Origin of the sequence: Fuscibacter oryzae (genome assembly GCF_016765795.1) — a bacterium.
Taxonomy (GTDB): domain Bacteria; phylum Pseudomonadota; class Alphaproteobacteria; order Rhodobacterales; family Rhodobacteraceae; genus Fuscibacter; species Fuscibacter oryzae.
Map to the genome: position 1 here is coordinate 355,308 of NZ_JAESVP010000003.1, position 20,911 is coordinate 376,218.

Below are 20,911 nucleotides of genomic sequence, written 5' to 3' on the forward strand. Positions count from 1 at the left end.
TCAGAAGATCGGGCGCTGATTACCGCAAGGGCCGGACGCGCAGTCGTGTGATCCGGTTCTCGCGCCGGGCCAGCACCTCGAAGCGAAAGCCGTGAAAGCTGAAGGCCTGGCCTTCAACGGGAATCATCTGCGCCTCGTGGATGACAAGGCCTGCAATCGTGTTGGCCTCGTCATCGGGCAGATGCCAGTCCATCGCGCGGTTGAGGTCGCGGATGGTCATGGCACCGTCAACCTGCCAACCGCCGGTCTCATCCGGTTTCATCCCGGCATTGCGCGCCACCACGTCGAATTCATCGGTGATGTCGCCGACGATCTCCTCCAGAATATCCTCCAGCGTGATCAGGCCACGCAGGGCGCCATATTCATCGACCACAAGTGCAAAGGGGGTGCGGCGCTTCAGAAAGGCGCGCATCTGATCATCAAGGCTGGTGGTTTCGGGGATGAAATAGGGCTTACTCGCCACCTTCAGAAGATCAAGGCCCTGAAGATTGCCCTCTTCCCGCATCAGCCGATCGCTTTCCCGCCACAGATCCTTGGCGTGGATAACGCCCAGAATGTTCTCGCCGTCGCCGCGAAACACGGGCAGCCGGGAATGGGCAGAGGCCATGACCTGACGCAGAATCGTTTCGGGCGGGGCATCGCCGTCGATCATCTCGATCACGCGGCGGTGGCGCATGATCTCTTCAACCGTGCGGTCCGACAGGTCCAGCGCGCCAAGCAGGCGGTCGCGCGCCTCTTTCTCGCCCGCGGCACCGCTGGCAATATCTTCGCGCAAGGCAACGCGCGCTTCCACCTGTGTAGTGGCGCGGAACGGGCGGAGCAGGGCGGCAAACATCTGGTGCAGGGTCATACGCCAGAGATGACCGGCAAAGAGCTGCGCGGTCAAGACATGCCGCATCACAGGCCAAGTTATTGGCGGCGCGCGATTTTCATGCTGTAAGGAAGATTGGCTGGGGCGCTAGGGCATTAATCCAACTTTTTCTAAGTCCATAGATTTCACACAAGTATTTGTAGTTTATTGACAATTGTATGTCAAACTGTAACACATGACTGTAACACACGACCGTTCCACAGGGAGCATTTCATGGCCCGAGTCAGTCATCTTATGAGGCGTGGAGGGGCCTATTCCGCCCGTATCCGGGTGCCCCTTGATCTGGTCGAGATCGTCGGGAAAACCGAGATCGTGAAGGCCCTCGGAACCGCAGATGTAGCCGAGGCCAAGAGTCGCCTTTACCCCATCTTGGCGCACTGGCAGCGCGAGTTTGACGACCTGCGCGCTCGCCGCGCGCTGGTGCCCGCTGACCGGGATCATGCCGTTTGGGATCACTACACGGCCACGCTAGACCGCGACGACAAGGAGCGCGCGAACCTGCCGGGCGACGACGATATTCAGGCCGTGAAGGCCGACCTGCTGGATAAGGTGGAACGGGGCGAGATCACCGGCACCGATCAGTTTTCAATCCTGAACGCCACGCTTGACCTAAAGGTCATGCAGAAGGCGGGCGAGATTGCAGCCGACGCCCGGAAGGCGAAGCTGGCCGACATGCGCAAACACTTGGCGAAGGGCGAGACTGCTTTGATCGCCCATGAGGTTGACGATTACCTGCGCCAGAACGGCCTTCTGGTGCAGCGTGGAACGCCGGACTGGATCAGCCTTGCCCGGCACATGATGCGGGCCGAGATCGAGGCTCTACAGCGCACCCTAGAGCGCGACCGGGGCGATTGGGGTGGCCTGCCGACTGACCCGCTGGTTAAGCCTGCCACTGGATCAAGACGCGAGGTAGCCAAGCCGGGCGAAACCATCATGGAGATTTTCGAGATATTCGCCCGCGAGAACAAGAACGGCGTGGCGCAAGACCGACTGAACCAGTGCCGCCGCGACATTGGCACGTTTGTGCAACTTGTCGGGGCCAGCTTCCCTATTGCGAAAATCACGAAGGTTGAGGTCCGCGAGTGGAAACAACTGCTGACGAAGTATCCGGTCAAGGCCACCGAAACCAAAGTGTTCGCGGGCATGAACATTCACCAGATCGTCAAGGCGAATGAGAAAGTGGGCAAGCCGGTTCTGGCTAACCGGACCGTGAACCGTTACCTATCCAGCCTCGGGGCGTTCATGACCTGGGCTGTTGATAACGGTTATCTGGAGAGCAACCCGACCGAAAAGATGATGCTTAAGAAGGAAACCAAGGCCCCGACCTTGCCCTTCAAGACCGAACAACTTCAAACCCTGTTTGCATCGCCTTGGTTCACCGGCTGCAAGAGCGCCGACGAATGGCGCAACGTGGCGAAGCCCGGTGATGTGCTGATAAGAGACCATCGCTTCTGGGTTCCGCTGATCATGCTGTTTTCTGGTGCGCGACCGGGTGAGATCGGCCAGCTTGCGGTCAATGACGTGCGGGAAGTGCATGGGCACTGGATCATACATATCACGACCGAGGGCGACGAAACCGAAGAAGGTAAGTCGGTAAAGACCGAAGGTTCAATGCGAGTGGTGCCGGTGCATCCCGAACTTATTCGCCTCGGATTCATCCGCTACCACGCAGCGCGGTTAAAAGAGGGTGGCGCGCAGTTGTTTCCCGGTGCCAAGCGCAACGCGCGTGGGCAGATGATGGCCGACGTAGCGCGCGAGTTCGGGCGCTACATGACCCGTATCGGCATGAAGCAGGGCAGGGGCCTTTCGCTCTATTCGTTCCGCCATGGTGCAGCCGACGCCCTGCGCCGTGGCGGCTATCTGGACAATGAGTTCGGTTTCATCCTTGGACATGCCGAAGCCTCCACCACCGGCAAGTATGGCATCATTCCGCAAGGGATGCTGGATCATCGCGTGAAGCTGGTGAACGCGATTGCCTATCCCGATCTGAACCTAGACCCACTCACAGCGTTATAATATAACAAATCGCTTGCCTCGGGATTCCGCGCTGTGGTATCATGATACCGTAGTATTTTAACGAGTTCCGCATGGGTATCATGTCCCGTCTCGCCCGCATTGTCGGGCGAGACACTTCCGAACAGAAAGCAATCACGCTGACCAGCCCCGAAGCCTTTGGGCTGTTCGGGCTATCTCCGGTAGGGTCTGGCGTAACCATCACCGCGCATTCTGCCATGCGAGTTCCTGCCGTGCGCAGGGCCGTGTCGCTGATCGCTGAATCTGTCGCCACCTTGCCGTTCAAGACCTACACCGCCGACAAAGAGGCGGCGAAGGATCACCCGTCCTATGGGCTGGTGCATGACTGGGCGAACGACTGGACCAGCGCCGAAGCCCTGCGCGAAACCCTGACCATGGATGCCCTGCTGACCGGCCACGGCTTTGCGCATGTCGTCCGCAACGGTGAGGGCAGGGCGCTTGAACTGCACCAGCTGGACCCCGGCGCGGTCAGTATTGAATATGACGACTTCGGCGAACCTTCTTACCGCCTGCGCCTTAAGGGCGGTGGTGATGTGGTCCTGTCCTATTCTGACGTGCTGCACATCCAAGCCCCCGGCGGCGTGTCGCCTGTCACCTTGGCCCGTGAAGCTATCGGGCTGGCCGTGGCCGCTGAACAGCACTTGTCGGGGTTCTTCAAGAATGGTGGCCGTCCTTCGGGCGTGATCCGGCACCCGAACAAGCTGGACGCGGAAGCGCTGACCAAGCTGAAAAGCTCTTGGTTTGCGACCCATGGCGGCGAACAGTCGGGCAAGACCGCCATTCTGGATGAGGGCATGGAGTTTCAGGAGATCGCCCTGAAGCTGGCTGATGCCGAATTTTCCGAGGTGCGCCGGGAACAGGTGCGCGAGATTGCCCGTGCCTTCAACGTGCCGCCCGCGCTGCTTTACGAACTGTCGCGGGGCACTTGGTCCAACTTTGAACAATCGCACCGCGACTTCCTGACCGGCACCCTGCGCCCGTGGATTGCCCGCTGGCAGGCCGCTTATACCCGCGTCCTGCTGACCCCCGAGGAACGGGCAGGTCTTTATATCGAGGCCACGCCCGATGATCTGCTTTCGGTCGAGTTCGCCGCCCGTGCCACCGCCCTAAGCCAATACCGGGCCATGGGGGCGATGACGGCAAACGAGGTGCGCGGCTTCCTGAACCTTCCGGCGATGGCCGAAGGCGACACCCTGGAAAACCCCTTCACCACCACCGGCGCAGCCCCCGCGCCTGAACCTTCCCAAGACCCCAAGGACGAAACCACCAATGACTGACCAGATCACCCACCGCGCTTTCTTCGGTGACCGCGAACGCACCTTCATTCTGACCGACCCCATGCTGGCCGAACTGGAAAAGCTGACCGGCTTGGGCGTCGGTGCGCTTTACCTGCAACTGGTGGGCATGGCCTATCCTGCCGAGGCCCTGCGCGAGATCATCCGGCTGGGCCTGATCGGCGCGGGCACCACGCCCGAGGACGCCAAGCGCCTTTGCGATGCCTACGCCAGCAACCGCCCGCTGGTCGAAACCTTCCCGCTGGCCTTTGAGATCATGGAAGCGCGCTGGAACGGCAAGGCGGAACAGGTGGCCGCGTGACCGATCGGCTGGAAATCAAGGCGCAGATCACCGCGACCGAGACCGGCGAAATCACCGGCATTGCATGGCCCTTCGGTTCAGCCGACCGCGTGGGCGATGTGATCCAGAAAGGCGCATTCGACCAGCCCACCGCCCTGCCCATGCTGTTCGCCCATGATCAGGGGCAGGTGATCGGGGTTTGGGATCAGATCGCGGAATCTGAATCCGGCCTGACCGTCAAAGGCCGCTTGCTGGTGGAGGATGTGGAACGCGCCCGCGAGGTTCGCGCCATGATCCGGGCCGGGGCCGTCTCGGGCCTGTCTATCGGCTTTGTCACCAAGGCCGCGAACCGCCACGCCAAGGGCCGCACGATCACGGCACTTGCCCTGCACGAAATCAGCATTGTTGCCGTCCCGGCCCATCCGGGCGCGCAGATCACCTCTGTCAAATCTGTAACGAGTGAGATTCCCCAAATGGAAAACGAAGACGACAAGACCCCGGCCAATGCGCCGGAAATCGACCTGAAGGCTTTCGAGGCGGTCAAAGCCCGCCTGGACAAACTGGAGGCCAAGGGCAACCGCACCGGCGTTCATGTGACCGGCGCGCAATCGCCTGTCGTGGGTGCCGAGGAAGTCAAAGCCTTTGCGCACTTCCTGCGCACCGGCGACCGTTCCGAGGTCAAGAGCCTTGCCTATGGCGCACCTTCGACCGGCAGCATTCTGGCCCCTGAAACTGTTTCGGCTTCGATCCTTGAGAAAGTCGCCGAACAATCGCCGATGCGGAATCTTGCATCGGTGATCAGCATGGGCGGGCCGCTGCTGCAACTGCCCCGGCTGGTGGCCGAGGTGAACCCGCAGCACGTCACCGAAACCGCCGCCCGTGTGGAATCCGAGCCGAGCTTTGAACAGATCGACCTGAAGGCGCACGAAATGGCGGTCATCGTGCCGGTGACGCGCATTCTCTTGGAAGATGCGCAGGTGGACCTGTCGTCCTATCTGGCGGATCACATCGCCCGCCGCTTCGGCCAACTTGAAGCGCAATGGTTTGTCACCGGCAACGGCACGACCGCCGCTGAGGGTGTGATGACTTCGACCGAAGTGCCCGAGCTTGAAACGCTGGGCGTGGGTCTGGTCGGTCTGACACCCGCGACCCTGTTTGACCTGTTCTATGGCATCAAGACGACCTACGCGAACCGTGGCGCTTGGCTGATGAACCGCAAGACGATGATGGTGGTTCGCACCATGGTTGATGCCACCGGGCAATTCCTGTGGCAGCCGGGCCTTGCCGCCGGTCAGCCGCCGACCCTTCTGGGCCGCCCGGTCTATGAAGCGCCCGACATGGCCGACCCGGTGGCCGGTGCCACGCCCATCGCCTTCGGTGACTTCGCCACGGGTTACGCCATTGCCGACCGCACCGGCTTTGAAGTCCTGCGCGACGACTACACCGGGGCCGCGAACGGAATTGTGAAGCTGCACGCCCGCCGCCGCGTCGGTGGCCGCGTGATCATGGGCGAGGCCCTGACCAAGCTGAAGCTCAAGGCCGCATAAGGCCATGCTGATCCGGCCCGCAGCGGAAATCCTGTTGCGCCATGGCGACCACGCCTTGACGCTTCGGGCATCCCTGCGGGCCGCAATCGCCCTTGAAGCTGAACCGGGCGGCTTTGCTGGCCTGTTCAACCAGATCGCCGGTCAGCAAGTCACCGCCATTCGTTCGGTGATCCTGACCGCCGCCACGGATCGCACCCAAGCCGAAAGGCTCTTGGCTGATGCTTCCACCGAACCGCTTGCGCCGTTTGTCATGTCGGCGCAGGCGGCTTGTCTCGCCCTGCTGATGGCCTTGATACCAGCCGGGCAGGGCGAGACATCCAAAGCCACCACGCCACCCGCCAAGCCCATCCCCTTCGGCCAGTATCTTGCTGACCTGTTCGGCTATGCGACCGGGTGGCTTGGCTGGACCCCATCCGAGGCATGGAACGCCAGCCCTGCCGAGATCGGCGCGGCCTTCACCGCCCATGTTGACCGGCTGGTGAAGTTGACGCCCGGTGCATCAAGCCCCGCGCCAGATGACACCAAAGAACGGCAGCGCGAACAGAATGAAGCCGCTGGCCTTGATCCTGACTTTGACCGCGCCGGGCTTCGCGCTCTGAAAGCGAAGATGTGATGCCCAAGCCCCCGCGCCTTTGTTCCTGCGGTGCGATTGTCCCGGCGGATAGCCTCTGCACCTGCCAGCGCGAGGCTATCCGCGCCCGTGGCCGCCGCCATGATGCGAACAGGCCGAACAGCCGACAGCGGGGCTATACGCGGGCATGGGAAGCCCTGCGGGCCGAGTTCCTGCGCCTGCACCCGACCTGCGCCTTCTGCGGGGCAGGGTCGCAGGTGGTGGACCATATCCAGCGCCACCACGGCAACCCCGCGCTGGTGATGAGTTGGAACAACCTGCAAGCCCTCTGCAAGCCATGCCACGACCGCGAGAAACAGCGTCAGGAGCGGGCGGCAAGTGTTTGACCATGAACCCGGTTGCAGTGCCGAAAAGGCCCTGTGGCACTCTGTCTTACTGGTGGCTGTTGATGACGCGCTGATAGGTATTGCGGCTGATAATGGCAGCCACGCCTCAAGGATCAGGCTTTGCGAGGAAGCCCGCCGCTTCCTTACGACCCCATCTAATGACCTGGCTCTTATATGCGCCCTTGCCGGTATGGACCCGCAGGCGGTCATAGAACGGATGCGCAAGCAGATCGCCGAAGCCCCATCACCCGAAGAACTGGCAGGCGACCGGAAGGGGAACCGCGCCACCAAGAACAAGCGCAAGGTCGCGCCGCCGAAGCCCAAGGACAAGCCGGAACCCAAGCTGATTACTCACAACGGTGAAACCCTGACCCTCAAGGAATGGTCAGATCGCACGGGCATAGGTCAGCCGACGCTCACCAACCGCATGAATGCAGGCTGGACCGTGGCCGATGCGCTGACCATCCGACCGGGGCAGGCCAAGCGCCGGGCCGGTGAAGCCTTGCGGGCGAAGATCGAGGCCGATGTGGCCGAACGCCAGCGCAGGCGGCGCGGCCCGAATAGGGTGCTGACCTACAACGGCGAGACCTTGCCCCTAGGCGAGTGGGCCACCCGCACCGGCCTACAGGCGCAGACTATCGCTAAGCGGATTAAGAACGGCTGGCCGGTGGAGCGGGCGCTGATGGTGGGTGATGGGCGATGCACAGAATAGGTTTACGCTACTTGGCTCACGAGAAGAATTTTAGAATCTGAGCGGTTCCGATCCAAATCGCTGTTGCAAATAATCCCGTCATGATCGCTTCCAATATTCCGGTGGAGTGCGCAGGCTTTTCGCGAGGGGAAATAGAGTCTTCTGTAAGGCTAATGCGTCCTTGCATTTGAATAATATGCCACCTTGCTCTTCTTGTGCAATAAAGCATGACTAGTGCGACCGAAAGGCCGATAATCGTCCCCCAAATTGATACAAAGCTTTGCATCTTGTCAAGCATTTGGGATATGGGGCTTTGGCCGTCTGCCCATTTTCCATACCCCATTTGGTATAGAGTTGCGGAGTAATCTGCCTGTTTTACCGCAGCATCTAGGCCAAAATTATTCACATATGTCTGAAAGGTTCCACGTTCAAACAGCTTCGTTTCTGGATTGAACATCGGGCGATCTCTTGCAAAGTTCAGCACCATCATTAATGCTATAACTTGCATCGTCGTAACAGCGCTGAGAACTCCGAGCTTTAGGAAGGAGAACCTGGCGGCGGAAATTCCATGCTTTCCGAGCATTTTCATGGCGCCGAGAGAAATTGATGTGCTGACCAAGCCATCCACAATCAACTTAAAGGGGAAGATATCTTTTCCCATTAAGTTGAGTTCTTGTGGGGCCAGATTTTGCAACTCTCTTTCAATTAGCTGATAAATGGCGGGCGGCCAGGTAATCTCGGTAGACATAATTCGTGTTAAGACCCACCCAACTGGAGCAGTCCTAAAGTCTATACTTACAACTTGCCGCTCTATTTTTTGCTCTGGAGTTCTATTAAATCCAATCATGTATGTTGCGGTCACGTTCACTCGAACAACTACACCGCTAAATGATTCAATTGTGTTAAAGAATTGCTCATAGCTATGCCATGTAACCTCGTGCTTGTTGTCAAGGGTGCATGTAAAAGTGTATTGGTCGCTCAGTAGTTCGCTTTGGGTTTTGATTTGATGTCTTATCTTATCAACAATTGATTTAATTCGTGACTTTGTTAGATCAAATCCGATCTCTAATCTATAGGTTTCCTCTCGTGGGCTGGATGTCAGGTTGTAGATGAATTCTTGGAATTGCGGCTTGCTAAATGATACGACGTATTCACCGCTGTCTACTTTCTTCGTTATTCCCAAATTTGTCATTAGACTTAAATCCCTTACCAGAATCATCGGTTGATTGGATGTTACCGCCGTTCACGGCGAGCCTGCTAGGGGGTATCCTTCAACTTCGCCCCCTCCGTGGGAACCGGCGTGTGGTGCTGCGCGTAGGAAATGTTATAATATAACTTTCCACGGATGGGGTATCATGTTACCTTGCAGGGGTGTTCTGCCCTTGTGAGTAACCAGTATGCAGCTTTCCCTTGCCCTGATCCGGGCGCACCTGAACCTTGACGACGACCGCGACGAGGAACTTCTGACCCATTACGCCAATGTGGCCGAGGAATGGGTGGAGGCTTACACCGGCGAGCGGTTCAACCCTTATAGCGCCCTGATGGTGCAGGCCGCGTTGATGCTGATCGGCCAGCACTATGACGCCCGTGAGGCGATCAGCTTTAGCAACCCTTACACGCTGCCCTTCGGCATTCATGAAATGCTGTCGCCCCTCAAGTATCGGGAAGTGTGATGGCCCGTTATGTCGAGGGTTCCGAGGCGCTGGCAAAGAAGCTGCGCGCCGTGAAGGACAAGCTGCCCGAGGCCCTGCGCCCGGTGCTGATCAAGGGCGGGGCAGAGATCGCCGCCGATGCCCGCACCTTGGCAGAGGCATCGCGGCGCACGGGCGCGCTGATTGAAAGCGTTCACGTCACCGGGCCGGGCCAGACAACCCCCGCTTTCTCCGGGGATGGTGGGCAGCGCACCGCGACCGAATGGCAAGTGCTGGTGACTGCCGGTGATGCCGATGCCCGCCACGCCCATCTGGTCGAGGGTGGCACCGAAAAACGCCACCACAAGGACGGCACCAGCACGGGGGCTATGCCTGCGCAGCCCTATTTCAACCCGGCTTGGCGGCTGAACAAGGCCCGGCTGCTGCGCCGGATCAACCGGCTGTTGCACAAGGCGATCAAGGAGGCCCTGCAATGATAGAGCCGACCCTTGCTTTGCAAACTGCCGTTCGCGCGGTGCTGATCACCAGCCCGACCATTGTGCAGCACATCGCGCCCGAGCGTATCCGGGCAGGGGCGATCCGGCCTGAACATATGCCGTCAATCGTCATGACACCGGGCCGGGTGGAAGTGCGGGGCAGGGCGTCGGGTGGGCAGATCGTGGCCGAGGTCGCGCTGATGCTGCACCTCTGGGCGGTGGAAGATGGGTCCGAAGTGGCGCAGGAAATCGCCGGTGGTGTGCTGGCCGCGCTGATGGATGCCCCGCCCGCCGATGGTTTCGCAATCGACGAATGGGCGCGGCCCGATCTGGCATGGCTTTCTGATCCTGACCCGGCGCGGTCACATACCCATGCGGCTATCGCCTTGCGGGCGGTCCTGCGGTGGAGGGCCGAGTGATGCAGGCCGGTAAGCTGCAACAGCCGATTGAACTGCAACACCTGTCCGAAACGGTGAGCGCCAGCGGCCACGCGGTGCAGACATGGGCCACCTATGCCAGCGGGCGGGCCGAGCTTCGGCAAGCCGGGGTTTCCGAGTTCCTGACCACCTACGGCGAAGGCGTGACGAATAACGCGGTGTTTGTCATCCGCTGGATTCCGGGTGTGACCGTGGCTGACCGGATCGTTCACGCGGGCAAGGCATGGAACATCGTCGCTGTGGCCGAGATCGGGCGCAGGAAGGGCCTTGAACTGCGGGCGGTGGCGGCATGAGCCTATTCGTAAAACATCCAGCGGTCCCGTTCGGAACCTGTCGCTGCAAACATGACGCCGCTCTGCCTGTCGTATGTGCAAATCACCGCAGGAAGTTCTTCCGCTGGCAATTTTTCCACAACCTTTGCCCAATCCTGGCCACTCGCGGGGATAATTTCAAAGACCAACTGGCCGTGTTTCTTCCACGATCTTCCGACCGCCAAGGATACTTCGCGTTCCTTGGTTTTTTCGTTCAGCCAGTCCACGCAAGCTGCGCCAAACACTTCACGTTCCCGGTCGGTGGTCTTGCTCGAAATCGCTGCCTGATGCCGCTGGTAGTAAATCCAAGCCTGATATCCCGTGGCGACATTCGTAACGATCAGAAGGGCAGTAAGGGTGCGGCTCATAAAGCATTTTCCGTATGCTATCTGGCTTCAGCATATGGGGTGGCGTTGTGAGTTCCAAGCATCTTCGCGGGGTAAAGCCCAAGATCACCGCCGATCTGGAACCGCTGACCAAGGTTCCCAAGGCGCCGACCTATTTCAGCCCCTATGCGGTGGCCGAGTGGAAGCGGGTTCTGCCGGTGCTGGTGGCGCGCAAGGTCATCTGCACCGCCGATCTGGCCCAAGTCGAAACCTATTGCTGTATGGCCGGGCTGGTGCGCCAGATCGAAACCGAACGCCAGCTTGCGGGCGGCGTGGTGGATGTGAAGCTGTTCGGGGTGCAGAACCGGGCCGCGCAAACCGCGCGCCAGATCGCCGCGACCCTCGGGCTTGACCCGGTGAGCCGGGCGCGCATGGGGGCAGGGCAAGAGGGTGGCGCGGGCGACACCAGCCCCGACCCTCTGGCGATCTGACCATGGCGGCACCTTCCACCTTCCCGGCGTGGGTGTTTGACACCAGCCCGATTCCTGACCCCCTCGGGCATGGTGAACGCGCGGTGCAATTTCTGCGCGCCCTGCGCCACATCAAGAGCGATCAGCCGGGCCGGGCCTTCACCCTCTACCCTTGGCAGGAACGGATTGTGCGGGCGATCTATGGCCCGCGTGATGCCGATGGCGACCGGATCGTGACACGGGTGTTCTTCTTTATCCCGCGCGGGAACCGGAAGACATCGCTGGCCGCTGCCCTGTCGCTGCTGCACCTGATCGGCCCGGAAAAGGTTCCAGGTGGTGAGCTGGTCTTTGCCGCCTGCGACAAGCGGCAGGCGGGCATCGCCTTCAAGGAGGCGACGAACGTGGTCAAGCTGGACCCCCGGCTTGGTAGGGTGTGCAAGATCACCGACCAGCGCAACGCGGCCAAGGAGATTGAAAGTCAGATCAAGGGCTTTGAGTCGAAACTTGAAGTGGTTTCTTCAGATGGTTCGCGCCAGAACGGCACGACCCCGACCTTTGTTCTGTGTGATGAGATTCACGCTTGGAAGGAAGGCGCGGGCGCGGAAATGTGGGAAGTGCTGGAATCCGGCGTGTCGAAAAGCCGGAATGGCCTGATCATCACCGCCACGACTGCCGGGCGCGGGGCCGAGGGTTTCGCCGCCGATCAATACGCCTATGCGCGCGATGTGGCCTTGGGCAAGGTGCATGACCCTTCGGTTCTGCCGATCCTGTTTGAAATGCAGGAGGGTGACGACTGGACCGACGAAGCGGTCTGGCACCGCTGTAACCCCGGCCTGCAAGACGGGTTCCAAGACCTGAAAGACCTGCGGAACAAGGCGCAGCGGGCGCAGCACATGCCTTCGGCGGCCTATGGGTTCCAGCAATACCACCTGAACAAGTGGCACGGGAACAGCCGCGACCCGCTGTTTGACATGCCGACCTATGACCGGCGCAGGCTGGACGACGACGAGGCCGACCTTGAACAGCTTCCGGCTTACATCGGCGTGGATATGTCGCAATCGGGCGACCTGACCGCCGTGGCAATCGCCTTCCGTCATGGCGACGGGCAGGTGACCTTGCGCAATACCTGTTTCGTGCCCTCTGCTGATCTTGAAGCCAAGGGGCACCGCGACCGCGCGCCCTATCCGCAATGGGCCGACCTGAACCTGATCCAGCTTTGCCCCGGTGGGGTGATCGACCAGAAGCAGGTCGAGGACCATATCCGCGAGTTGTGCGCCAGCTATGATGTGCAGGAGATCGCGGTGGACCCGGCCCTTGCGCGCGTCCTGACCCAGAACCTGACCGATGACGGCCTGCCGGTGTTCACCCATCCGCAAAGCGCGCTGATCATGTCCGAGGCCACCGGCAACCTGATCAGGACCGTCAACGGCGATCTGATCCGGCACAATGGCGACCCGGTTTTGCGCCAGCACTTTGACAATGTGGCGGTTTCGACCAACCCGCAAAGCGGGCTGGTGCGGATGCACAAGCAAAGATCAAACGGCAAGATTGATGCCGCCATTGCTTCGGCCATGGCGGTTTCGCGCGCCGTCACCGCGCATAACACGCGCAGCCGCTATAGCGACCCAAGCGTTTTGGGTCTGACCATTCTGTAAGGAGTAATGAGTATGGCCCTTGATGAAACCGGCCTTCTGGTGAAGCTGGAAGCCTCTGTAAACAAGTTCCAGCGCGACTTTGACAAAGCCATAGGCGTTCAGAAGCGGGCGACCCGCCAAATGGAGGCCAGGGCGAAAGACAGCGCCGACAAGATGGCGAAGTCTTACGAGGGCTTGGGCGGGCGCATGTCGGCGGCGTTCCAGAAGATCGCCATGCCGAAGATTGCCGGTATCGCGGGCACGGTGGCCGGTATCGGTGTGGCCGGGGTCGTGGCATCGGTGCGCGGTGTGACCCGCAGCCTTGCCGAGATGGGCGACGAGGCCAAGCGCGCCGGTATGGGCGTGGAGGCGTTTCAGGAATGGCGCTATGTGGCCGATCAGAACCGGATCAGCATTGATGCCCTGACCGATGGTTTCAAAGAGCTTTCCTTGCGCGCAGATGAGTTTGTGGTGACCGGCAAGGGTTCCGCCGCCGAAGCGTTCCAGCGCCTCGGGTTCACCGCCGACCAGTTGAAAGGCAAGTTGAAAGACCCGTCCGCGTTGATGCTGGAAATCATCAAGCGGCTGCAAGGCATGGACAAGGCAGCGCAAATCAGGATCAGCGATGAATTGTTCGGCGGCACCGGGGGCGAACAATTCGTTCAGCTTCTTGAAAAGGGCGAAGGTGCAATCCGGGGCCAGATCGACCGGGCGCATGACCTTGGCATCGTCATGAAGTCCGACATGATCGACAAGGCCGCCGAACTGGACGCCAAGTTCAGTGAGGTGGAAACCCGGCTGCAAAGCCTGTGGCGCACCGGCGTCGTGGGGGCTGCCGAGTTCTTCGGTCTTGTCGAACGCGAACGGGCGAAGATGAACTTCGACCCGGCCAATACCGCGCGGCTGCTGGGGCAGGGCACCGCCGCCGCCTTGGGCGATCTGCCCGAGGTTCCGCAGGATGCCTTGGCCGAGATCGAGGGCTTGAAGGTCGAATATGCCGATCTTGCCAATGAAGCCCGCAATCTGGTCCCGGCCTTGTCCGACGCCAGCAATATGATGCGCGGCCTTGGGAATGAAGCGGGGGCCGTGGCCCTGACCGATCTTGCCACGCGGATCGGCGATGCAGCCCGCGCCTTTGAGGCTGGCACGATCACCGGCGAGGAATACGCCGCCAAGCTGCGCGAGGTCATCACCGAGGCGCAAAACACGATCAGCGAAATGGACGCGCTGGACCAAGCCCGCCTTGGTAACGTGATTGATCAGGTGGCCGCGCTGCTGGGCTGGATTACCAAGCTGCCCGCTGCGGCCGCAGCCGCCCGCGCCGAAGTCAGCAAGTTGTCGCTGATGGATACCGGCACGCCCCTGACCGGGACCGGGGAAGACCTGTTGCCGCCTAGCCCGCTGGCCCCCAAGTCGTCGCAACGCCCCAAGGGCAGGCCGATGGACCTTGGCGTGCCCGACCCGGCGAAGTCAGGCGGTGGCGGTGGCGGCAAACAGGATGAGTTCGCGCGGGCCGTGGAGGGGCTGCAACGCGAAAAGGCCGCGCTAGAGGCACAAGCCGCTGCGATGATTGCCGCCGCCGCCTCTGGTCAGGATTACGGCGATATGTTGGAATTCGCCCGGACCCGTGCCGAGTTGCTGGTGGCAGCACAACGCGACGGCAAGGCCGTGACCCCCGAACTGATTGCGCAGATCGACCAACTGGCCGCAGCCCATGCGCGGGCGGGTGCCGCCGCCGCCAAAGCCGCCGACGATCTGGAAAAGGTTCAGAAGCGGGGCGAGGCCGGTGCCGAGGCCCTGACCGGCATTTTCACCAGCGTCTTGACCGGGGCGAAGTCAGCCGAGGAAGCCGTGGCGGAACTGTTGATGCAGATGGCCGAGGCGCAATTCAACAAAGCCTTCATGTCGCTGTTTGGCGAAGGGGGCGCGGGCGGCGGTCTGGCGTCTTGGATCGGCGGGCTGCTTGGCTTCGCCGATGGTGGTTTCACCGGGCCAGGTGGGAAGTATGAACCGGCGGGGGTGGTCCATCGGGGCGAATTTGTGTTCAGCAAGGAGACTGTGGCCCGCCTTGGCGCAGGGAACCTTGCCAGACTCCATGAGAGCGCCCGCAGGGGCTATGCCGAGGGTGGGCTGGTGTCACCCACCGGAAACATGGCGAGACTCACCAGCGCGCGCCCTATGGACTCTGGCGAAGGGGTGCCAGCGATCAGCATATCCGCACCCATCACCGTGAACGGTTCAGCCGGAACGCCCGAACAGAATGCCGATCTCGCGAAACAGATGGCGCGTGAGTCCGAGTCTATGTTCCGGGGCATCATCCGCGACGAACTGGTGAAACAGATGAGACCGGGCGGGATGATCCGGTAAGGCGCATGGAGCGGGCGCAAGCCCGCGACCAGCCGGGGAAGGGTATGTGTAGGATGAGACGCGGGTGACTACGACCGAGGAATGGTGAGATTGAGGGCGTGTCGTTTTGCCCGTTACGTATATTCTCTAAGAGTAAGAAGATACTCTTAGATATACATATATACGGGCAAAACGACACGCTTTCCGTTCCCCGGTTGCAGTCATGCGTAACGTGCAAAACGACACGCACAAATTGCCCCTTGTATACTTAGGCACCAGTGCCTATGTTGTGGGTGGAAACAACGTAAGGGTGCCGTAATGGCTTTCAATCTCAAGCTGCCGGATGAACGCGGCAGGCAACTTCAACTGATCGCGGAAGCCGAGGGCAAGACCGTGGTGGATGTGATTACCGATCATATCCGCGCGAAGATCGACGCTGGTGTAATCCCGGCTGAACTGCCGGGCGTGGACGTGACCAAAGCGCCGACCGAGATCACCATCCGGGCGAATGGCTTTGAAGCCACCATTCCGGCGAACGAGGGGCCGACCCTTGCCGACCTGATGCGCGAGTCTGGCAACCTGCCGTCCGACCGTGAACGCAAGCTGCGGTGGATCGAAGGGCTGGCCGCGCTGTCGGGTATCAAGGTCAAGCGCATGGGGGCGGGCGTCAAACTGATCAACCCCGTCACCGGGGCGGAACATCCGCTGTCCTTTAGCGTGGCATCTGATCTGGCTGACCAGATCGACCGCGCCGCCGAATGAAAACAGGGGCCAGCGCGCCAACGCTGAACCCCTGCAATTCTCTTCCATTTGCGAGTTTCTTTATATGTCGATTGACCACTTCCTGCAAGACGAAGACGACTTTGATCCGCATGTTGAGGCGGTTCTGAGCGGTATCAAGCGCGATGATAGCGCCATATACGACCTAATGCGTGAACTGGACGCCATTGGGAAACCTGATGCTGAAACGGTTGTTGAAACGGTCGCGGTGAAACCGCAGGTCCAGAGTCTTCCGGCGCTGCCCTACCAAGGCCCCGATGCCGACGACCCCGATACAATCATTCCAGAGGTGAAGCTGACACGTTGGGACATTGCCCGCGCAAATTTGCGCGAGGCCGAAGCCAAGCGGGATACGATCTTGGCGAAGCCCGTCCGGGCCGATGGGGACGCCCGCCGCGTTCTGTTGCTGGACCACGCTATCGAGAAGGCCAAGGCCGCGATGAAACGCGCCGAAGGCGACGTGTCGCGCCGCCAAGAGGGGATTGACGATTGGCGGGCCGGTGAGGGGCGCGCGGTCTACAATGCGAAGCGCAGGAAGCGCGAACAGCCGAACGCCGATCTTTCCAGCCTGACCACCGAACAGAAGGACCAGCACGGGAAGGACCGGCGTTCTGATGCAAACTGGTTCAGGCGCCAGCGCGAAAATGGAATCCCCGAACCGCGTATTCAGGCCGAGTTCGCGGCGCGTATCCAAAAGCGCGAGGCCGACCGGGCTGCAAAGGCCCAAGAGGATGCAGAGGAAGCCACTTCGCGCGTTGACCCGCGTTACGGCATGTTCTGACAAGGGGCGCGTAGCTATCCAGCCACCTAGCTATTCCTGGCCCATCCCATCCCGGCCAAAACTAAGTAACGACTTACTTAGTTGAATAAAAACATATAGTTACGTGAATTTCCTCTTGCGCCGTGGAATCCCCGCGGCCTAGACTCGCATCATCGAAACATGGAGCCGATGATGCCGAACTTCCTTTCCGACGACCGCTATACTGCCCTGCTGGACGCCCTACAGGGCGCGGTTGTCACCGCCTGCACCACCGCCGCCGAACTGCGCGACCTGATGGCCGAGGCGCTGGCTTGTGCCGATATTCTGCCCGAGGGGTGCCGGGCAGACTTTGAGGGGCTGCGGGTGGTGCAGGCTGCTTGACGCTACGTCAACTTGTGGACCGCGCATTTTGTCCTTGCATTACTATCTACATAGTAATAGTAATGATTCCATAAGGAGAGACACCATGCCAAATGCCAACGCAGAAGCGCAACGCCGCTGGCGACTACGCCAGAAAACAGAGAAGAAAGCCGACCTTCGGCGCGCGGTTACAGCTACGGACGTATTCAAGACCCCCTTTTTCGAGTTCTTAGGTGACTTCTGCTATAGCAGCTCAGACTTCAATGTTGCGCTTGACCTAGCTGGCATTGAAACACCCCAGTTTGATGATGACCTGGGGCCTGAGGCACACACTCGCGACCTAGCGATACCGCCGCCAGATGACGATTTCTACCCGTTCAAAGGCACAAAGGGTTCGCTTGGTCGTGCCGAGGTCATGGTCGGCTGTTTAATCGACGCTGCGGCTGACCTTGCCCATCAAGTGAACGAATACAAGCGGCAAGAGATCAAATCCCGCCTTGCCGAAATCGAGGCTTCCGACCTGTCGGACCCAGAGACAAAGAAGGCCGCACTGCAAAACGTGACGCGCCTGAACAAGATGCTTGACCAGCTTGATAAGCAGGTCCGGTGGACCTTCCCACAGTGGAAGGTGACGGGCTGAAAGGCCCCTGACAGTAGGACGGGCGACTTAGTTTGCCGACGCGGAAGCCCGCCCTCTGTTCTCGACATGCAACTTTATAGAGGAGCCACACATGGCCCAAGACTACATTGACGCCGATCCGGTAACAACCTTCGCCTTCTATGATGGCGAACCGGGCGAAAGCTCAAGCGGCACTGTCCTGCATCGGCCTGTATCAGGCAGCGTCTTGAGCGGTAAGTTCACGACGCACGGCGGGTTAATCACTGTCACCTGTGGCGGAGCAAAGAAAACCACCCAGCTTGGGCATTTGACCCCGATTACCCTTGCAGAGTTGCTAATGGCAGAGATGGCGCGGGCTGCCTAACCACCTCCAAGAACAGCGCCCCACGGCGCCTGCACTTTCTTCCTATCCTGATGAGATGATCAGCCCCGTCAGCCGTATAGGCAAGGTAAGGGTGTGGTGCGCCCTGTCTCGGTCCAAGAGCCAGGCGAAGGCACTGCCATCAGTCGGCGAGTGCGCGGTGGCATTCCGAAAACCCCGACACGGCACGGCGGCATTACTCCGTCGCGTGGTGCCGAGAACCTTGACGCGATCAGAAAGGGCGGGGCGGAAGTCTCGCCCTTTCTTGGTTTTCGCGATCATTTTCGGTCGAAGCGATGTTGCACATATTTCCGTAAGAATCTTTCCCTGAACTGGTCAGCAATTCGTCCAAAAGTTGCGTCGTAGTGCTTGCGCTATACTTAGGAGGAATCATGCTCAGAATTTTGAAAGTTGCGACAATTAGCGCTCTGACATTTACGGCCCATCCGTCTGAGGTGCTTGCGCACTCTGGTGGCCTCAACTCTGAGGGGTGCCACAATGACAGAAAACGTGGTGGCTATCACTGTCACCGAAACACCACCCGCAAGACAGCGCCGCGTTACACTGCCCCTCAAGGCTTCATATCCAGTGGCGTTGGATCATATCGAAATTGCGCTGCTGCGAGGGCCGCAGGCGCAGCCCCGGTTTATCGGGGCGACCCCGGCTATGGTGCGCATCTTGACCGGGATAATGATGGGGTAGGGTGCGAGTGATATTGAGAATCTGGTTTGCGGGCATTCCGCGAACCAGCCCTTTGACTCAGAAGGCTTGATTTTGACAGTGAAGCCCAAGTGTTACACACGCAAAACTGTAACACATGCGATCCGAGCGGTTCGCGTAAGTGTATGATTATAAAGGAAAATCTCGATTGGCTGGGGCGCTAGGGATCGAACCTAGGAATGGCGGTACCAAAAACCGCTGCCTTACCACTTGGCTACGCCCCAACCGTGCGGCGGTGTTTAGCGAAGGCGATTGCGCGGTGCAAGAGGCATTTGGCGAAAAAATCGGGCAGTGGTCTGGGCAGTGGACGGGGCGGGTTGCAGCGGCTATGCGGGCGCATGGATCGGGTAGATGTAGCAGTTCTTGGGGCGGGCGCGGCCGGGCTTATGGCCGGGATCGAGGCCGCGCGGCGGGGGCGCCGGGTGGTGGTGATCGACCATGCCCGCACAGCGGGTGAAAAGATTCGCATCTCCGGCGGCGGGCGGTGCAACTTTACCAACCTTGGTGTCGCGCCAGACCGCTTTCTGTCGCAAAATCCGCGCTTTGCGTTGTCGGCGCTGAAGCGGTTCACGCAATGGGATTTCATCGCCCGGATGGATGCGGCACGGATCGCCTGGCACGAAAAAACGCTGGGCCAGTTGTTTTGCAACGGCCCGGCCACGCAGGTCGTGCAACTGCTGACCGACGATCTGGCGCGCGCGGGCGGCGAGTTGTGGCTGTCTTGCGCGCTGGGAGAGGTGCGCCAGATGGCGCAGGGGTTTCAGGTGGAAACCGCCCGTGGCCCCCTGTTGGCCGAGGCGGTGGTGGTGGCGACCGGTGGCAAGTCGATCCCCAAAATGGGGGCCACAGGATATGGCTATAAGCTGGCCGAAAGCTTTGGTCTGCCGCTGGTCGAAACCCGGCCCGCGCTGGTGCCTTTGACCTTTGCCGAACAGGAGCTGACGCGGCTGGCCCCCTTGTCCGGGGTTGCGGTGCAGGGCCGGGTGTCTTGCGGCAAGCGCGGTTTTGACGAGGCGGTGCTGTTTACCCATCGCGGCCTGTCGGGGCCTGCGGTCTTGCAAATCTCCAGCTATTGGCGCGAGGGGCAGGGGATCGTGGTCGATCTGGCCCCCGGGCGTGATGTTGTGGCAGAACTGGCGGCGGCCAAGCGGGCGCAGGGCAAGTCGGCCCTGCGCACGGTGTTGGCCCGTATCGTGCCCGAACGGCTGGCCCGCGTGATCGAGGAGGATCTGGGCCTGACGACGGCACCAATGGCCGAACTGTCGCAGGCGACACTGGCGCGCGTGGGAGAACGGGTGCGGGCATGGGCGCTGATGCCCGTCGGCAGCGAGGGATACCGGACGGCAGAGGTCACACTGGGTGGGGTGGATACCACGGCACTTGACGGGCGCACGATGCAGGCGCGTGGCGTTCCGGGGCTGTATTTCGTGGGTGAGGTTGTGGACGTAACCGGCTGGCTGGGCGGATATAATTTTCAGTGGGCCTGGTCATCCGGCTGGGCTGCCGGGCAGGTGGCGTAAGGGGGCGGCGCACCGCCCCCAAACCATCAGACGGCGGCCGTGACGATCACTTCCACCAGATACTCTGGCGTTGCCAGCTTGGCCTCGCCCGTGGCGCGGGCCGGGGTGTGGCCCTGCGGCACCCAAGCGTCCCAGACGGCATTCATCTCGCCAAAGGTCGAAATATCCGACAGCCAGATCTGGGCCGACAGGATGCGCGTCTTGTCGGTTCCGGCGGCAGCCAGGATGCGGTCCACCTCGGCCAGCGCCTGACGGGTCTGATCGGCAACCGAAGATCCCGGCTCTCCGACCTGACCGGCCAGCCAGGCGATGCCGTTGTAAACGGTTGCTTCCGACATGCGGGCGCCGACGCCGATGCGTTTGATCTCGTTGCTCATAAAAGCCTCCTGAAGGGTGATGCGCCCCGTGCTATCGCGCGGCGGGCATGAAGGAAAGCCAAATCCGGGCGGCGGGAACCTGCCAAT

At 60.7% G+C, this 20,911-nt stretch carries 24 protein-coding genes, 1 tRNA gene and 1 pseudogene; 21 read left to right on the forward strand and 5 right to left on the reverse strand.

All coding sequences use genetic code 11. From position 1 onward, the window contains the following. Positions 1 to 19: 19 nt before the first annotated feature. Positions 20 to 751, reverse strand: a pseudogene (locus JI744_RS07730) (transporter associated domain-containing protein); the annotation flags it as partial. A 333-nt stretch (positions 752 to 1,084) separates the two neighbouring features. On the opposite strand from JI744_RS07730, the gene JI744_RS07735 reads away from it, so the two are divergent. The 7 genes from JI744_RS07735 (at position 1,085) to JI744_RS07765 (ending at position 7,696) form a co-directional block, all read left to right on the forward strand. Then, entirely contained in the window at positions 1,085 to 2,887 is a 1,803-nt protein-coding gene (locus JI744_RS07735) for a site-specific integrase (protein WP_202659132.1), read from the forward strand. A 71-nt stretch (positions 2,888 to 2,958) separates the two neighbouring features. After that, the gene (locus tag JI744_RS07740) at positions 2,959 to 4,182 is read left to right on the forward strand and encodes a phage portal protein (RefSeq protein WP_236019317.1); all 1,224 of its coding nucleotides are present in this window, start codon (positions 2,959 to 2,961) and stop codon (positions 4,180 to 4,182) included. Next, a complete protein-coding gene (locus JI744_RS07745) occupies positions 4,175 to 4,501 on the forward strand; it encodes a gene transfer agent family protein (protein ID WP_202659134.1) in 327 nt (108 codons plus the stop codon). Before JI744_RS07740 ends, JI744_RS07745 begins: the two co-directional genes overlap by 8 nt. Next, entirely contained in the window at positions 4,498 to 6,027 is a 1,530-nt protein-coding gene (locus JI744_RS07750) for a phage major capsid protein (protein ID WP_202659136.1), read from the forward strand. The genes JI744_RS07745 and JI744_RS07750 overlap by 4 nt, the downstream gene beginning before the upstream one ends. Before the next feature lie 4 nt (positions 6,028 to 6,031). After that, positions 6,032 to 6,640, forward strand: a complete 609-nt coding sequence (locus JI744_RS07755; RefSeq protein WP_202659138.1) for a hypothetical protein — start codon at positions 6,032 to 6,034, stop codon at positions 6,638 to 6,640. Next, the gene (locus JI744_RS07760) at positions 6,640 to 6,984 is read left to right on the forward strand and encodes an HNH endonuclease (protein WP_202659140.1); all 345 of its coding nucleotides are present in this window, start codon (positions 6,640 to 6,642) and stop codon (positions 6,982 to 6,984) included. The genes JI744_RS07755 and JI744_RS07760 overlap by 1 nt, the downstream gene beginning before the upstream one ends. A 217-nt stretch (positions 6,985 to 7,201) precedes the next feature. Continuing rightward, complete coding sequence (locus JI744_RS07765) at positions 7,202 to 7,696, forward strand: hypothetical protein (protein WP_202659142.1); 495 nt, start codon at positions 7,202 to 7,204, stop codon at positions 7,694 to 7,696. Positions 7,697 to 7,712: 16 nt separating this feature from the next. Here JI744_RS07765 and JI744_RS07770 read toward each other — a convergent pair whose 3' ends face one another. Beyond that, positions 7,713 to 8,867 carry a hypothetical protein gene (locus tag JI744_RS07770; RefSeq protein ID WP_202659144.1) on the reverse strand — a complete coding sequence of 385 codons (1,155 nt, stop codon included), beginning with the start codon at positions 8,865 to 8,867 and terminating at the stop codon, positions 7,713 to 7,715. 205 nt (positions 8,868 to 9,072) lie between these two features. Here JI744_RS07770 and JI744_RS07775 point away from each other — a divergent pair, with 205 nt between their 5' ends. The 4 genes from JI744_RS07775 to JI744_RS07790 are packed head-to-tail and all read left to right on the forward strand — an operon-like array spanning position 9,073 to position 10,533. Next, positions 9,073 to 9,348: a head-tail connector protein gene (locus JI744_RS07775; protein ID WP_202659146.1), complete on the forward strand. Its 276-nt coding sequence runs from the start codon at positions 9,073 to 9,075 to the stop codon at positions 9,346 to 9,348. Further along, positions 9,348 to 9,803 carry an HK97-gp10 family putative phage morphogenesis protein gene (locus JI744_RS07780; protein ID WP_202659148.1) on the forward strand — a complete coding sequence of 152 codons (456 nt, stop codon included), beginning with the start codon at positions 9,348 to 9,350 and terminating at the stop codon, positions 9,801 to 9,803. Before JI744_RS07775 ends, JI744_RS07780 begins: the two co-directional genes overlap by 1 nt. Continuing rightward, a complete protein-coding gene (locus JI744_RS07785; protein WP_202659150.1) occupies positions 9,800 to 10,222 on the forward strand; it encodes a DUF3168 domain-containing protein in 423 nt (140 codons plus the stop codon). The genes JI744_RS07780 and JI744_RS07785 overlap by 4 nt, the downstream gene beginning before the upstream one ends. Next, a complete protein-coding gene (locus tag JI744_RS07790; RefSeq protein WP_236019339.1) occupies positions 10,222 to 10,533 on the forward strand; it encodes a phage head closure protein in 312 nt (103 codons plus the stop codon). Before JI744_RS07785 ends, JI744_RS07790 begins: the two co-directional genes overlap by 1 nt. Before the next feature lie 2 nt (positions 10,534 to 10,535). Here JI744_RS07790 and JI744_RS07795 read toward each other — a convergent pair whose 3' ends face one another. Continuing rightward, positions 10,536 to 10,919 (reverse strand): hypothetical protein, encoded by a 384-nt coding sequence (locus tag JI744_RS07795; protein WP_202659158.1) that lies wholly within the window; start codon positions 10,917 to 10,919, stop codon positions 10,536 to 10,538. A gap of 47 nt (positions 10,920 to 10,966) precedes the next feature. Between JI744_RS07795 and JI744_RS07800 the strand changes: the two genes are divergently transcribed. From JI744_RS07800 to JI744_RS19320, 9 genes are all read left to right on the forward strand, one after another. Beyond that, the gene (locus JI744_RS07800; protein ID WP_328757042.1) at positions 10,967 to 11,368 is read left to right on the forward strand and encodes a P27 family phage terminase small subunit; all 402 of its coding nucleotides are present in this window, start codon (positions 10,967 to 10,969) and stop codon (positions 11,366 to 11,368) included. A gap of 2 nt (positions 11,369 to 11,370) precedes the next feature. Then, complete coding sequence (locus JI744_RS07805; protein WP_202659162.1) at positions 11,371 to 13,002, forward strand: terminase large subunit; 1,632 nt, start codon at positions 11,371 to 11,373, stop codon at positions 13,000 to 13,002. 12 nt (positions 13,003 to 13,014) lie between these two features. Next, positions 13,015 to 15,348, forward strand: coding sequence for a phage tail tape measure protein (locus JI744_RS19315; protein WP_202659165.1), 2,334 nt, complete (start codon positions 13,015 to 13,017; stop codon positions 15,346 to 15,348). A gap of 297 nt (positions 15,349 to 15,645) precedes the next feature. Beyond that, positions 15,646 to 16,089 carry a hypothetical protein gene (locus tag JI744_RS07815; protein ID WP_202659167.1) on the forward strand — a complete coding sequence of 148 codons (444 nt, stop codon included), beginning with the start codon at positions 15,646 to 15,648 and terminating at the stop codon, positions 16,087 to 16,089. 64 nt (positions 16,090 to 16,153) lie between these two features. Then, positions 16,154 to 16,888, forward strand: coding sequence for a hypothetical protein (locus JI744_RS07820; protein ID WP_202659169.1), 735 nt, complete (start codon positions 16,154 to 16,156; stop codon positions 16,886 to 16,888). 171 nt (positions 16,889 to 17,059) lie between these two features. Further along, a complete protein-coding gene (locus JI744_RS07825; protein ID WP_202659171.1) occupies positions 17,060 to 17,248 on the forward strand; it encodes a hypothetical protein in 189 nt (62 codons plus the stop codon). An 85-nt stretch (positions 17,249 to 17,333) separates the two neighbouring features. Beyond that, a complete protein-coding gene (locus tag JI744_RS07830) occupies positions 17,334 to 17,867 on the forward strand; it encodes a hypothetical protein (RefSeq protein ID WP_202659173.1) in 534 nt (177 codons plus the stop codon). A gap of 91 nt (positions 17,868 to 17,958) precedes the next feature. After that, positions 17,959 to 18,210 carry a hypothetical protein gene (locus JI744_RS07835; RefSeq protein WP_202659175.1) on the forward strand — a complete coding sequence of 84 codons (252 nt, stop codon included), beginning with the start codon at positions 17,959 to 17,961 and terminating at the stop codon, positions 18,208 to 18,210. 389 nt (positions 18,211 to 18,599) lie between these two features. Continuing rightward, positions 18,600 to 18,920 carry an excalibur calcium-binding domain-containing protein gene (locus JI744_RS19320; protein ID WP_202659177.1) on the forward strand — a complete coding sequence of 107 codons (321 nt, stop codon included), beginning with the start codon at positions 18,600 to 18,602 and terminating at the stop codon, positions 18,918 to 18,920. A gap of 156 nt (positions 18,921 to 19,076) precedes the next feature. On the opposite strand, the gene JI744_RS07845 is transcribed toward JI744_RS19320, so the two are convergent. Next, positions 19,077 to 19,151: transfer RNA gene (locus JI744_RS07845), tRNA-Gln, on the reverse strand. 114 nt (positions 19,152 to 19,265) lie between these two features. On the opposite strand from JI744_RS07845, the gene JI744_RS07850 reads away from it, so the two are divergent. Continuing rightward, positions 19,266 to 20,447, forward strand: a complete 1,182-nt coding sequence (locus JI744_RS07850; protein ID WP_202659179.1) for a BaiN/RdsA family NAD(P)/FAD-dependent oxidoreductase — start codon at positions 19,266 to 19,268, stop codon at positions 20,445 to 20,447. A gap of 26 nt (positions 20,448 to 20,473) precedes the next feature. Here the strand turns inward: JI744_RS07850 and JI744_RS07855 are convergent, their stop codons facing one another. Further along, a complete protein-coding gene (locus JI744_RS07855; RefSeq protein WP_202659181.1) occupies positions 20,474 to 20,824 on the reverse strand; it encodes a RidA family protein in 351 nt (116 codons plus the stop codon). Positions 20,825 to 20,911 lie beyond the last annotated feature (87 nt).